The sequence below is a fragment of the Kistimonas asteriae genome (assembly GCF_018263925.1).
Taxonomy (GTDB): domain Bacteria; phylum Pseudomonadota; class Gammaproteobacteria; order Pseudomonadales; family Endozoicomonadaceae; genus Kistimonas; species Kistimonas asteriae.
Genome location: NZ_JAEVHF010000007.1, coordinates 205,465 through 219,161 on the forward strand (window position 1 = coordinate 205,465; position 13,697 = coordinate 219,161).

The 13,697-nt window shown below is 47.8% G+C and carries 10 protein-coding genes; 4 read left to right on the plus strand and 6 right to left on the minus strand.

What is annotated here, in order from left to right:
* Nucleotides 1-4: 4 nt before the first annotated feature.
* A complete protein-coding gene (locus KHS78_RS10320; protein WP_211828051.1) occupies nucleotides 5-979 on the minus strand; it encodes a LysR substrate-binding domain-containing protein in 975 nt (324 codons plus the stop codon).
* A 133-nt stretch (nucleotides 980-1,112) separates the two neighbouring features.
* On the minus strand, nucleotides 1,113-1,601 hold the full coding sequence (gene nrdR, locus KHS78_RS10325) for a transcriptional regulator NrdR (RefSeq protein WP_211828053.1): 489 nt from the start codon (nucleotides 1,599-1,601) through the stop codon (nucleotides 1,113-1,115).
* A gap of 170 nt (nucleotides 1,602-1,771) precedes the next feature.
* On the opposite strand from nrdR, the gene KHS78_RS10330 reads away from it, so the two are divergent.
* Both KHS78_RS10330 and KHS78_RS10335 read left to right on the plus strand, forming a co-directional pair.
* Complete coding sequence (locus KHS78_RS10330; RefSeq protein ID WP_211828055.1) at nucleotides 1,772-2,905, plus strand: alpha/beta hydrolase; 1,134 nt, start codon at nucleotides 1,772-1,774, stop codon at nucleotides 2,903-2,905.
* 335 nt (nucleotides 2,906-3,240) lie between these two features.
* Nucleotides 3,241-4,398, plus strand: coding sequence for an alpha/beta hydrolase (locus tag KHS78_RS10335; RefSeq protein WP_211828057.1), 1,158 nt, complete (start codon nucleotides 3,241-3,243; stop codon nucleotides 4,396-4,398).
* Nucleotides 4,399-4,631: 233 nt separating this feature from the next.
* Here the strand turns inward: KHS78_RS10335 and KHS78_RS10340 are convergent, their stop codons facing one another.
* From KHS78_RS10340 to KHS78_RS10350, 3 genes are all read right to left on the minus strand, one after another.
* The gene (locus KHS78_RS10340) at nucleotides 4,632-5,618 is read right to left on the minus strand and encodes a hypothetical protein (protein WP_211828059.1); all 987 of its coding nucleotides are present in this window, start codon (nucleotides 5,616-5,618) and stop codon (nucleotides 4,632-4,634) included.
* Nucleotides 5,619-6,276: 658 nt separating this feature from the next.
* A complete protein-coding gene (gene glyA / locus KHS78_RS10345; protein ID WP_211828061.1) occupies nucleotides 6,277-7,536 on the minus strand; it encodes a serine hydroxymethyltransferase in 1,260 nt (419 codons plus the stop codon).
* Between the two features lie 275 nt (nucleotides 7,537-7,811).
* On the minus strand, nucleotides 7,812-9,752 hold the full coding sequence (locus KHS78_RS10350; protein ID WP_211828063.1) for a hypothetical protein: 1,941 nt from the start codon (nucleotides 9,750-9,752) through the stop codon (nucleotides 7,812-7,814).
* A gap of 312 nt (nucleotides 9,753-10,064) precedes the next feature.
* On the opposite strand from KHS78_RS10350, the gene KHS78_RS10355 reads away from it, so the two are divergent.
* Both KHS78_RS10355 and ettA read left to right on the plus strand, forming a co-directional pair.
* Nucleotides 10,065-10,892, plus strand: coding sequence for a YHYH protein (locus tag KHS78_RS10355; protein ID WP_211828065.1), 828 nt, complete (start codon nucleotides 10,065-10,067; stop codon nucleotides 10,890-10,892).
* A gap of 162 nt (nucleotides 10,893-11,054) precedes the next feature.
* Entirely contained in the window at nucleotides 11,055-12,722 is a 1,668-nt protein-coding gene (ettA, locus tag KHS78_RS10360) for an energy-dependent translational throttle protein EttA (RefSeq protein WP_211828067.1), read from the plus strand.
* A 118-nt stretch (nucleotides 12,723-12,840) separates the two neighbouring features.
* Here the strand turns inward: ettA and KHS78_RS10365 are convergent, their stop codons facing one another.
* Nucleotides 12,841-13,500, minus strand: a complete 660-nt coding sequence (locus KHS78_RS10365; RefSeq protein WP_211828069.1) for a class I SAM-dependent methyltransferase — start codon at nucleotides 13,498-13,500, stop codon at nucleotides 12,841-12,843.
* Between the last annotated feature and the right edge of the window lie 197 nt (nucleotides 13,501-13,697).

The window sequence follows — 13,697 nt, forward strand, 5'->3', positions numbered from 1 at the left end:
TGTACTAACTGACTGCCAGCGCTGACGACGATTTCGTCAGCGCTGCGAAGATTTCCTTCAGGTGTTCTGGCATCAGTTCCAGCCGGTAACAGATCCCTTCTTCATGTATGCACTGGAAAAAGCACGCCAGAAACTCCCTGCCCAACCGGGAGAGCGGACGACTCACCGGCAGCAGAAGATCAAAATGGAAAGGCACGGATGGCCGGTACGGTTTGAAATCCACCCCCTGCTCAGCCAACTGGATAGCGGTAAACGGATCAACCACGGCATAACCCAGCCCCGCCGCAACCATACTGCCAACAGCATAGGAGAATGACGCTTCCGCCACTTTCCGGTAACTGACCCCAGCGTCCCGAAACGTTTCATCAATACCCGCCTGTGTTTCCCGGTGCTCGTAACCAATCATCGGTTTACCAGCCAACAGGGATGGGGTAATCACCGATTGGTTAGACAGCTCACTGTTGGCCGGCATCAGGCACACCTGCTCACCACAGAACCGCACCCGGTCCACGCAAGCGGGTAGATGGTGGTCATCCGGCAAAATGGCAAACCCCACATCGCACAATTGCAGCTCTGCATGGCTGCATACCTGCTCCGAACGATAATTCCGCAGTGTGACTAACAGGGATTCCTGATCAATAAACGCATTCAGCAGGTGGGGAATAAAACTGATCGACAGCATCGGCATGGCGGCAACATGCAGGCTGCCACTGGGTTTGTCCCGGATCGCCTGGATCGCGCCATCCAGATGCTCAAGGCGCTGGCCAATTTCATCAATCTGCTCAAACAGCACCCTGGCGTCCGGTGTCGGAACCAGGCGCTTGTGGCTGCGGTCAAACAGCATAAAGCCCAGGTCGCTTTCCAGGCTATGGATTAACCGGGTAACTGCGGGCTGAGTAATTGCCAGTTTCTGAGCAGCGGCCGTCACAGAGCCGTTAGTGATAATTGCCCGGAAGGCATTGAGTTGCTGTAAACGCATGGTGCAAAAATGTCCCGAAACGGCCTGTATTCACGGGAAAACTAAATGGAGCAACCACAGGAAAGCCCAGCCTTTGAGGTGGTCTCCGTGAGAATCAAGGGTTATGACGCGACAACATTGGGGCGTGAAGACCTTAACGCTCTTCTTCAGCCTGTCGATGGTGAGAGCCAGGCTCTTTTTCCAGTCGATCAATCTCTTCCCGGAACTCGGTCAGATCCTGGAACCTGCGGTAAACAGAAGCAAACCGGATATAGGCTACTTCATCCAGCTCCTGCAGGGCAGACATCACTTCTTCACCCACCATGCGTGAATTGATTTCCCGTTCGCCGGTGGCGCGCAGGCGATGTTCAATACGGCTGATCGCTTCTTCAATGCGCTCCGTACTGACTGGTCGTTTCTCTAGCGCACGCAGCAGCCCGGCCCGGAGTTTCTCTTCATCAAACGGCTCCCGGGAACCATCCTGTTTGACGATACGGGGCATGACCAATTCCGCACTTTCATAGGTGGTAAAGCGCTCAGAACAGGTCAGACACTCGCGGCGCCTGCGCACCTGGGTGCCTTCGGCAACCAGTCGGGAGTCAATCACCTTGGTGTCATCGGCGTTGCAAAAGGGGCAATGCATAGTGCTGATCTGTTGGCCGTTTACAGGGGGTGTGAATGTGATACTAACGGTTAGCAGCAACAAGATACAAGTCTGCGTGAATTGTCAGCAATAAAAGCCATGACAATCGAACTTTTCAGTCATCACATACTCCATTTCTTTTTGTTCTAACTTGACCTATCGGAGTGAAAATGAAGATGGCTCCTATAGCCCGTGCTGAATCTCTCAACACATTAAGCAGTTCCAACTCACAAATCGCCTTTGAAAGCGGTGTTGTTGAACATCCAGTCCGGCGAAGATCCCCCTACATTCAGGGAGTGATTACCGGTATTCGTTCATTACCAGAGACCTTTGGCAAAATGGTTAGCCATTGCGCTAAACCACCGGGCAAGCCGCTTCAAAAGCGAAAAGTGGCATTGTTATGTTTTACCGTGCCGATGGCAGTGACATTTTCCCCCTTCACTCTGGCTTTCACAATGGTCAAAAGCATTCAGGATATGATTTTCTTTCCCCGGCAACAGCGCTTCAGTGAAGTCTATGCGTTAACAGACGATACAGCATCCCGAGAAACGAATGCTCATTTAGACGAGGGTACACTACGTATCTCCCATGAGCTGATTGAGATACAAAACGACCAGCAACATTTGAAAGGTTGGTTGTTTCGAACGGAACACCCCACCCCTTCCGGCGTCATACTGTTTTTTCACAGCAATAATATGACAGCCACCGGTGCCGCAAACCATTTTGCAAGGCTGTATACCGACCGAAAATTCCACTGCATTTTTACAGAGTATCCTGGTTATGGGGACTCTGAAGGTGGCATCTACAGCGATCATGATATTAAACTAGCCGCTACCGCTTTTTATGAGAGAGCCGTTGAGCTGTATGGAAATAGCAACCTGCCATTTTTCGTCTATGGCAGCTCCATTGGCACTGTGCCTGCGATGTATCTCACAGCAAGAAGAGACATCAAGAAAGTCGTTCTGGATGCACCTTTTAGAGACTTTATACACTTAGCTAAAACCCGAGGGAAATGCATTCCAGGCTGCCTCATTCAATATCACATCAGCACACAACATAACCTCAAACGATTTCTACAACGCAATAACACCAAGGCCCTGATTTTACATGCTACCGGTGACAACATGATTCCTTATGAGGAATCGGCGCAACTGATTGCCCCCTACAAGAACAAAACTCAGTTTTTTCATCGAGCCGTTTTACATACAGCAGGAGGTATTTTTTCTTATTATTCTGACCACAATGAACTTAATTCCGAGGATAACAATCAAATACTCGGTTTTTTGTCATCAGGCGTAAGTTGAGCTGATACCGGAAGAGCCCTGCCATTTTCTCTATATCTATCTTCATCCAAATTATCGTTGTGCCCCAGAAGACATTCAAGTATGCCTGCACTTTTCTTCTATGCAGAAACAACCTGCTTATTATTAACCGATAACAGGACGCAATAATAGCAATATCATTACTCAAATAAAAATGTCAGCTATTTAAAATAGCCAACATGAACTTTTTCAGACATACACACTCAACCTTATTGCACTTTAATTGTAACCATCAGGCATAGAAAGAATATGCCGTAACCATGTCAGGCATTGAGCACATTAAGACTCTTCCAGATAATAGAACAGGAAAGTAACACATGCTTATAGATATTGAGGGCAGCAATCATCAGGCGTTCGTACCTTTCGAACCCAAACCCTGCCCCACAGCAACCACCAATAGAGAAAACTCACACCCATCAAAAGCAGGTAAACCCTGTACATGTTTTTTTCGGGCTGTCAAAATCGTACAAAACAACTTCATAATGACAGGTATCGACTTAATCAAGCGTTTTACAGCGTCAGACAACATTTATATTCGCACGATTAAAATTATGACACTAATTATCAGCCTTCCATTGTTAATCATCATATTTCCCATTATCGTCTTACTCAAAATCCTACAAGACTATCTTTTTTTCCCATGTCAGTATCGTTTCTCCGCAAGTCCTACCGAACCGAAATTTTCTGAGATGGAGTCCATGAAAGAGTACCGTATAACAGTTCATGACAGTAATGGGAATGAATTAATTGGCTACCACATCCCACCGCCCCCCTCTATTCAAGCTATGGGTATTATTCTTTATTTTCATGGTAACGATGAAACAGCAGATGTCGCTGCAGCCAGATTAGGCATTGAATGGAGCCAAGTCGGATATCACTGTCTCTTTGCGACATACCCGGGCTACGGCGGCTCAACCGGCCACATCTTGTCAGGTGCTGACCTCATGCCAGCCAGTCAGGCATTCATTGACTTTGCCAAAACCGAATTACCAGATTTACCGATATCCCTGATGGGCTGGTCCATTGGAACCGGCATTGTAATGTGTGCGGCTTCAATGAACGCCAGATCTGTTAACAAGGTGATCCTGCATGCACCGTACACAACGACAACCGCTCTCGTCAGTCAGCGGGCATGCCCATGCATCAGCCAATGTCTTTTTTATAACATTGACACAGAAAATAGCCTACTCAACTTTTTAGCACAGGATGAATCAAAAGCCGTTTTACTCCTACACGCAAAGCTGGACGAATACATTCCCTACATAAACAGCGAGCGACTGATGATGACTGCAAAAAACGCAGGCGTACAAAAACAGGTTATATTGCAGACTATCGACCCTACGGATAGCGAACCGGCAATCCTATATCACTGCTGTTCTATATGTGATAGAGAGCATGATTACAAAGACACCAACGGCTGGCATGGATATATTGATGTTGATTCAACGCTCAAAATGGCCATCTTCCTGATATAAGGAAACTGCGAATAAGTCCCTTTTTCCCAAAACAGTACCAGTAATACCAAGGATTACCGAAGGTGAGGGTGGACTTATTGGCACCTTCCCTAAACAACTGAACAACCTTATAAAGTCAAACACATAACTACAGTTAATAGGTGATAGGTGATAGGTGATAGGTGATAGGTGATAGGTGATAGGTGATAGGTGATAGGTGATAGGTGATAGGTGATAGGTGATAGGTGATAGGACTATAAAGTATTACCATCACCGAAAGGGTATCGGGATCGCCATGGAAACTTATTTTCCGGTGGTTCACAGCCCCAAACATAAGCTACCCACATACGGACACTATTAACTCCGCCCCAAAAAAAGCCACAGGGCAAAAGGCAAGGTATAAATGCAACAATTCCAAACCCAAAACCTCGGATAGGATTAGGGATTTTCTCAACAATAGGATGATTGCAGAAATGACAACATGCTGCGCAGGGGTGTTTGTCTCTCACGTGTTGAATAGCCGCAATATTGCAATCACACTGCTTCAAAAGAAGGCTTAAATCAATATTCACATGACGCGTACCAGACCATCTCACGAGATCATTCAACTTTCTTTCAAACTCATAAACACCTACTTTCTCACCTTCAGCAATAGATTCTAACGAGCCTAAATTTCTGACAGCTTCTTCATATTTTCCCATAACCTTCTCATCAATCGTTCTTGTAAGTCTATTATTAGAAATACGCCTGATCCTTTGAAGCTGCCTGTCAAGATATGTAGGAATATCATCGAGAGCATCAGATAATTCTTCATACGAAGTTTCAGCCTCAAGCTCTTCTATTTCCTTTGATGTCAAAGGCCCAAGCACATCTAGTCTAGCGTTTTCAGCAACAGCTTTCATTTTTTTATAGTAATTAATTTCCACACACCGAAACCGGTCTCTCTTATTAATTTCTTCAGGTGAGTGGTGCTTATCATAGTGTTTGGATCGATTGATCATAAACTCAGCAGTGTATCGCACCACCCCAAAAACAGCTCCAGCACAGAACGCAACAATCGAACCGACAATAATGGCACAAACTTTCACGGCAACGATGACATAATCCTTTATTTTTTTAAGACAATCATCACAATCCCATTTAGAACAATAAGGCATTTGTCTGGGCGTTTCTGCTGATTCATCTCCAACCGGAGAACTAACACTTGCGCCACTAGTCACACAACAAGGTAACAATTTCACTGCCCCCCCCCTAAAAACATAAACTAAAGCGAACCTTAGATGTATTTACCTGAACAATAATTCCCTTTCTCTAAGTATTGAAAAGAAAAATGACATCATGACTAACAATATCAGATAGCAGCGCTGTCATTTAAAAACAAAATGGCAACAATAATTGATAGCATCTTGAATACTTATAGATTTAAACCGCACATAAAACTGACTATTTCCAAAACAACGTCAAAGGTAAGCTATTGCATCCCCAGCCACGACGCCAGACAATAACATCCCACCGATATTACAACTAAAAAAAATCGACCAAACAAGATTTAAAATAGCAGCACTACAACACTACTGATGTTTACTACCTATTGCATGACAATTAAGACACCATATTTAATGGATCACATAGCTCTTTCTCAGCCTACCCAGGCAATCCTTTATTACCTTCAACACACCCAGCACGCCTATCCGCTACCAATAGCATTACACACTTAGCTATACATCAACACTTAATAGAAAGCCTTAACATCACTACAAACAGCGCCATGTATTGATTAATTAGGTATATCTCTATGAAAACTAATGGAACAGTTTTCATATTTAGCGTCATTCATCCAAACAAAGCCTAGCCTGATCAAAAGGCCTGAAACACGTTCCAGGCCTACTAATATCACAATTACTTTCCGTATACCGGCAACCGCGCACAGATTGTCTGTACTTTTTCCTTCACGGCCGCAATCACCTGCTCATCATTGATGTTTTCGAGCACATCGCAGATCCAACCGGCCAGATCCGCGGCATCCTGCTCACTGAAACCGCGACGGGTAATCGCCGGGGTACCCAGACGCAGGCCACTGGTGACAAAGGGTGAACGGGGATCATTTGGTACCGCATTCTTGTTCACCGTGATATTGGCGCTGCCCAGAGCCGCTTCCGCATCTTTACCGGTATATTCCTTGCCGATAAGATCCACCAGGAACAGATGATCCTCGGTTCCGTCAGAAACAATCTTGATACCGCGCTCCATCATCACCCGAGTCATGGCTTGAGCATTCTTGACCACCTGCGCCTGATAGGCCTTGAAGTCATCGCTCATGGCTTCCTTGAAGCAGACCGCCTTGGCAGCAATCACGTGACATAGCGGGCCACCCTGGGATTCCGGGAATACCGCAAAATTCAGTTTTTTCTGCAGCGCTTCATCAGCACGGGCAGAGAGGATCAGGCCACCGCGTGGGCCGCCCAGTGTCTTGTGGGTCGTTGTGGTGACCACATCGGCAAACGGCACAGGAGACGGATACACACCCGCCGCTACCAGACCGGCGATATGCGCCATATCCACCAGCAGGAAAGCACCCACTTTATCGGCGATATCACGGAACCGCTGCCAATCGACAATCTTGGAATAAGCCGAGAAACCAGCGATGACCATCTTCGGCTTGTGCTCAACGGCCAGCCGCTCAACCTCATCGTAATCAATCTCGCCGGTTTCCGCATTCAAACCATACTGGACGGCATCGTAAATACGCCCAGAGAAACTGACACTGGCGCCATGGGTCAGGTGTCCACCGTGAGCCAGGCTCATGCCCAGCACTTTATCGCCCGGTTTCACCAGCGCCATGAAGACAGCCGCGTTAGCCTGAGAGCCTGAATGGGGCTGAACGTTGGCATAGGTGGCATCAAATAGCGTTTTGGCACGATCAATCGCCAGCTGCTCCACCACATCCACGTGCTCGCAACCGCCGTAGTAGCGCTTGCCGGGATAGCCTTCCGCGTACTTGTTCGTCAGTACCGTGCCCTGGGCTTCCAGCACCCGGGGGCTGGTGTAGTTCTCAGAGGCAATGAGCTCGATGTGCTCTTCCTGACGTACTGCTTCAGCGTCGATGGCCGCCTTCAGGTCAGGATCGAACTCCGCAATGGTCATGTCCGTGGTAAACATCAATCTCCCCTGTGTCGATGTAAGGTGGAAGCAGCCGGGATTCTAACGCAAGCGAACCGTGCTAGCACGAGCAAATCAAACAATTTACCCAGCCCAGGGTAGAGAGTAGCTACTGTCTCGGACTGACGTGAGATTGCATGTTCACAATCATGAGCGACATAAATGCTTTACGAATACTGACACAGTCATGCCCATCAGTAACTTCACGTTCATTATGCTGCGCTGATAGACATAATCAATCTTGGCTCTTCGGTATATTCAGGAGCACCTAACGCTTAATCAAGCTCAGGATGCCTGTTATCTAATACCTCTACCAAGCCTTTCAGCACCCCATTCATCATATCATTGTTGCAGCATTGTTTAGCGTACACATTAAAAAATCGCTTTACCTGACTATCATCACTTAAATATTCTTTTTTAATAATTTCAGTTAAAATAGACTGCATTTCCTCTTCTCGCAGCGGCGCTCCGACATACAGTCTTAATGTCTGAACAAACGAAAGATTTCCTGACATAAAATTGTGATAAAGAAATGAAACAAACTCGAACCTCCCACTCATAAGCTTTCTAACAATAGGAACAGCCTTTAGCAAATACTCTGCAACAGCATGTTCATAATCATTGGTTCCAGAATAAGGATTAGCATGGAATTCAAGCGTTAAGCGGTTTATCTCCTGCCCACACCTGCGCATTAACAACAAATCTTCGATAGTGTTCCTCAAATTTAAAATTGATACATCACCGCGCGCGCACTGACTAGCAAGGTTCATAACCATTGTCTCTCTAGAACTTCCCGTATAGTCATATGACTGTGGCAGTGGCGTCAGGGTGATATCCTTTTCTGCAACCTCTAATCCGAATCCGGTTAGAGACCTGTAGCTATCTTGGGAAATCACAGAGATATAGCTTTTGTTATAACGAATACAATGCCCTACAGAATTAGCCCCTTCAGTAAAAAACAACGTAGAACACTGAATCACGCCCTTGAATAACTGATTACTTAAAAAACCAACTGGGATCACATGAAACCGACCCTGCGCTTGATCCAACATACTTCCACGACGCAACGTTAAACCCCTGAGAGGCAACAAATGCATAGTAAAACCTTTTTCACGGATATCGCCTAATCTATTCTCAAGTTGATCGCACATACTTTTACAAAAATCATTCAACAACAATATGTAAACATCTTTCCCTTGCTTATTTATACCTGACTCTGCTACAGAACATAAAATTCTATGAGAAATATTAAGTTTATCTTTAACAATTTCTTTTTGTTGAAGCCCATATAATGCGCACAGCCGAATACCTCCCTCTCTTGCTAGACACAATAGATCTGTGATTTCCTGTTTTCCCTCCATATCAGGAAACTGATGAAATTGTTGCTCTGCTGCAGCTTTAACATCCCCTTCATACATTGAATCTGCAACGTCAAAAATCGAGGGTTCTTCATTATGCAACAAATCATTATCACCTACATATCTATGGGGAACCTTTAAATCTCTATAAGCATTAAACTTCCTATTACAACCATCGATCATTTCTTCTTCCAGAAAGGACGTGCGAAGCAGTGAATATCGATTATTAACATCCCACATATAAGGAGTGATACCAACCTGACAACCTACAGCACCAGCCTTGACCAACAAAGAATAATAAGGAGTAGCGATTCCCGTAAAAAATAACTTGACCTGCATTTGTAAAAACGATCGCCACCTTTCTTTATTTTCGTACATATCACGAAGATGAAAAAAATGCATTTCACTGCATTCTCCATTAAAGCAGCGAAAAACACCTTCACTTCTCTCAAAATCACACTTTAAAAACAGCTTTTTAAACTTATCTTTAACACCAGCAGAGCAATCAACCCTGATTGCCACCTCACAGCAAGGGCAAATATAAACAACCACAAATGAGCCTTTAAAACCCATCATCTTAATGGCGTGCATGATATTAACCGTACTTATTTCATCCCCAAGACTCCCTGTTTCATTTGATACTCTTATACCAACACCTATAATTGCCTGCCCCTTAACCAAGGCGACTTCCCTATCAGCAACACTGTTACCGTCCATTAATAGGGGGGGAGCCACAGGAAATTGACAATCTGCCTCCTCCCTTGGCAAAAAGGGAAGTCTGGTTACAGCATTGCCTCTTGGGAATTGAGGTTTTAAACATGAAAAATACGCGTTTTTATAGTCCGGAACTCTTATCATTGGCCACTCCCTTGTGTCTGGTCAATCCGTACAAAGTTACTTTAAGATCATCTTTAAAATAAAAAGTTCCAACATGAAACAAGGGGTTTCATAGAGACAACATGATTATCAGAGTATTTCATTCGTTCTCCCGAAAACAGAAGGCTTTACTCCAAAAGTTCGATCAAGGAGGGTACATTTTGGAACGAAATACGCAGATGCCCCTTAGCAACAAAAAGACAATATCTGTGCACTTGTCCTTTGCTCTGTTGTTATTAGTTACTAACAGCGCGCTATCTAACCCAGACTTACCTGATAGGACAAATAACCCGGTTGTTATTAGTACTGACAGCCAGTATCGCTACATCAAAAGCGAACGGTCTGCCTGACCACAATCATGGCCAGTTTCCCAACCGGGGAAATCCTCACCGCATCAGTGCACAGTCTTACCAGTTTCGCGTCACGCTTGACCCCAAACTCGCTAAACGGATTCAACCGAGCGGCCGCTATACCTTTGGCGTCGCCATCAATGGCGTACCGTTTGACCCGGGTTCAGCGGAATACTGGAAAAATGATCGTTCGACTGGCTGGCGAAAGGAAGCCCTGAATGTACCGGGCAAACTGGGTATGGATCATAACAATGCCCATGTCCAGCCCACTGGCGCTTATCACTACCACGGCTTGCCCCATGGGCTGCTGGAAAAAACCTCACCCAACCAACACTCACCGTTGATCGGCTATGCCGCCGACGGTTTTCCCATCTATGCCCGTTATGGCTACCGTGACAGCGACAATCCCCGCAGCGGCATCAACGAACTGACCTCAAGCTATGAACTGAAAACCGGCAACCGGAAAAGCAACGAACCGTCCGGCCGCTACGACGGCACCTATAACCGCGACTATGACTATCGTGAAGGCCATGGCGACCTGGATGAGTGCAATGGCCGCACCGGCGTTACGCCAGACTATCCCGACGGCACTTACTATTATGTCATCACCGCTGACTATCCTTACGTTCCCCGCTGCTTCCGAGGAACACCCGACGACAGTTTCAAGAAACAAGGTATAGGCAGACAACACCCCGGCAGTCGCCCACAGGGTCGTCCTCGACATGATGGCCCGCCCCACCACCATCTCCCCATGCGGGAACCCCGTTTCTGAGGTGATGTCTGACATAGGCACCGATTAAATACAGGTTGCAATGAAAAGCACGCTGTTTGGGACATTTGGCATTAGCCCGCCGGTAGCGGATAATGCCCCGTTTGTTTTCCGACGCCCTTCCATAGGTGTCGCAACCCCTTTCAAGGCGATAGATAACTAGCTATGGCTCAATACGTTTACACCATGAACCGGGTGAGCAAAGTCGTGCCACCCAAGCGCCAGATTTTAAAGGACATCTCCCTGTCCTTCTTCCCCGGCGCCAAAATCGGCGTACTGGGGCTCAATGGCGCCGGTAAATCCACCCTGCTGCGCATCATGGCCGGCGTTGACACCGAGTTCGACGGTGAAGCCCGCGCCCAGTCCGACATCAACGTAGGCTACCTGCCCCAGGAACCGCAGCTGGATCCTGAAAAGACCGTCCGCGAAGTGGTCGAGGAAGCCTTGGGCGAGGTGAAGGAAGCCCAGCAGAAGCTGGAGGAAGTCTACGCCGCCTATGCCGAACCGGATGCCGATTTCGACAAACTGGCCGCCGAGCAGGGTCGCCTGGAAAACATCATCCAGGCCGCTGACGCCCACAACCTGGACCGCAAGCTGGATGTCGCCGCCGACGCCCTGCGTCTGCCGGAATGGGACGCGGTCGTGAAGAACCTCTCCGGTGGTGAACGTCGCCGGGTCGCCCTGTGCCGCCTGCTGCTCGCCAGCCCGGACATGCTCCTGCTGGACGAACCCACCAACCACCTGGATGCCGAATCCGTCGGCTGGCTGGAACGGTTCCTGTGCGAATACCCCGGCACCGTGGTCGCCATCACCCACGACCGCTACTTCCTGGACAACGCCGCCGGCTGGATACTGGAACTGGACCGTGGCGAAGGCATCCCTTACGAGGGCAACTACTCTTCCTGGCTGGAACAGAAAGAGCAGCGCCTGGAAATGGAACAAAAGCAACAGGACGCCCGCCGCAAGGCCATGGAGCACGAACTGGAGTGGGTGCGATCCAACGCCAAGGGCCGGCAGTCCAAGAGCAAGGCTCGTCTGGCCCGGTTCGAGGAAATGCAGTCCCAGGATTTCCAGAGCCGTAATGAAACCAACGAAATCTACATTCCACCCGGTCCGCGCCTGGGTGACAAGGTTATCGAATTCAACAATGTCACCAAAGGCTTTGGCGACCGCCTGTTGATCGACGACCTGAGCTTCAGCGTGCCGAAGGGTGCCATTGTCGGCATCATCGGGGGTAACGGCGCCGGTAAGTCCACCCTGTTCAAGATGATCATGGGCCGCGAGCAGCCGGATTCCGGCAGCATCGAGACCGGTGACACCGTCCAGATCGCTTTCGTTGAGCAGATGCGCGACGAGATGGACAACAAGAAGACCGTCTGGGAACTGGTATCCGAAGGCTCTGATATCCTGCGTATTGGCAGCTATGAAGTACCGTCCCGCGCCTATATCGGCCGGTTCAACTTCAAAGGTGCGGATCAGCAGAAGCGTGTCGGTGAACTGTCCGGCGGTGAGCGCGGTCGTCTACAGCTGGCCTGTACCTTGAAAGAAGGCGGCAATGTGCTGCTGCTGGACGAACCCTCCAACGACCTCGACGTGGAAACCCTGCGCGCCCTGGAAGAAGCCATGCTGGCCTTCCCCGGCTGTGCGATGGTGATCTCCCACGACCGCTGGTTCCTGGACCGAGTTGCTACTCACATCCTGGCCTACGAAGGGGACTCCAAGGTGACCTTCTTCGAAGGTAACTATACCGAGTATGAAGCCGACCGTGTCGCCCGTCTAGGTGCTGATGCTGCAGGCCCGCACCGGATCAAGTACAAACGTATCGACGCGTAATAGCTATCTGAGTAAATGGCGCTTTTCTGCTATGAGGAATACAGGAAAGCGTCATTGCTTGCTACCCCATCAAACATCTATCCCAAACGAAAATTGGCAGTTTTCATACACGTTGAATTTAACGCTTGCGAGCCAATGTAACACCGTCCGCCAACGGCAACAGCACCATATCCACCCGCTCATCCTGATGAATTTTCCGATTCATCACCTTGAGTGCGTCAGTATCCGCATCACCGCCCTCATCAGCGACACGACCACTCCACAGCATGTTATCGAGAATAACCAAACCGCCAGGACGTAACAGCTTCAGACAGCATTCATAGTAGTCGTCATAGGACGATTTATCGGCATCAATAAACACCATATCAAACGTGCCGGCTTCACCATCCGTCAGTACGTTATTCAGGGTTTCCAGTGCAGGCGCCAATTGCAGGTTAATTTTTCCATCAACACCGGCAGCCTGCCAGTAACGCCGGGCTATGCCCGTGCTTTCAGGATTAACATCACAGGCCAGGATATAGCCGTCTTCAGGCAAAACCTCAGCCATGGAAAGTGTGCTGTATCCCGTGAAAACACCAATCTCGATAATTCGCCGCGCACCTAGCAGCTGGACCAGCAAGGCCATAAACTGCCCCTGCTCTGGTGCAATCTGCATATTTGCATCACTGCGCTGTGCAGTCATTTCACGCAGAGTGACTAAATTGTCAGACTCTCGCCACCCAACTGAATGCAGATAGCCATATAACGCATCGGTTAATGTAAGGGTTCTTGTTGTCATAACCATACTCTTTTAAAGGTTAATTTGAGGAAAGACATCACGTCTAAAAATACAACATCCCTGACTCCGACACTTTAAAACTCTCAGGTTGTATTTAGTTAGTCAATTTATTCTTGCGTGTTATCAAAGAACCCAAAAAATCTCATTATCATATGCGCTGTCCGTTCAGCCTGATCCGTCATCAATCTGTTCCTTAC

What these genes read in the sequence shown, in the direction of transcription:
- KHS78_RS10330 (WP_211828055.1), top strand. Translation starts at nt 1,772, where the DNA reads ATGAAGATGGCTCCTATAGCCCGTGCTGAATCTCTCAACACATTAAGC.
- nrdR (WP_211828053.1), bottom strand. Translation starts at nt 1,601, where the DNA reads ATGCATTGCCCCTTTTGCAACGCCGATGACACCAAGGTGATTGACTCC.
- KHS78_RS10335 (WP_211828057.1), top strand. Translation starts at nt 3,241, where the DNA reads ATGCTTATAGATATTGAGGGCAGCAATCATCAGGCGTTCGTACCTTTC.
- KHS78_RS10365 (WP_211828069.1), bottom strand. Translation starts at nt 13,500, where the DNA reads ATGACAACAAGAACCCTTACATTAACCGATGCGTTATATGGCTATCTG.
- KHS78_RS10350 (WP_211828063.1), bottom strand. Translation starts at nt 9,752, where the DNA reads ATGATAAGAGTTCCGGACTATAAAAACGCGTATTTTTCATGTTTAAAA.
- glyA (WP_211828061.1), bottom strand. Translation starts at nt 7,536, where the DNA reads ATGTTTACCACGGACATGACCATTGCGGAGTTCGATCCTGACCTGAAG.
- ettA (WP_211828067.1), top strand. Translation starts at nt 11,055, where the DNA reads ATGGCTCAATACGTTTACACCATGAACCGGGTGAGCAAAGTCGTGCCA.
- KHS78_RS10320 (WP_211828051.1), bottom strand. Translation starts at nt 979, where the DNA reads ATGCGTTTACAGCAACTCAATGCCTTCCGGGCAATTATCACTAACGGC.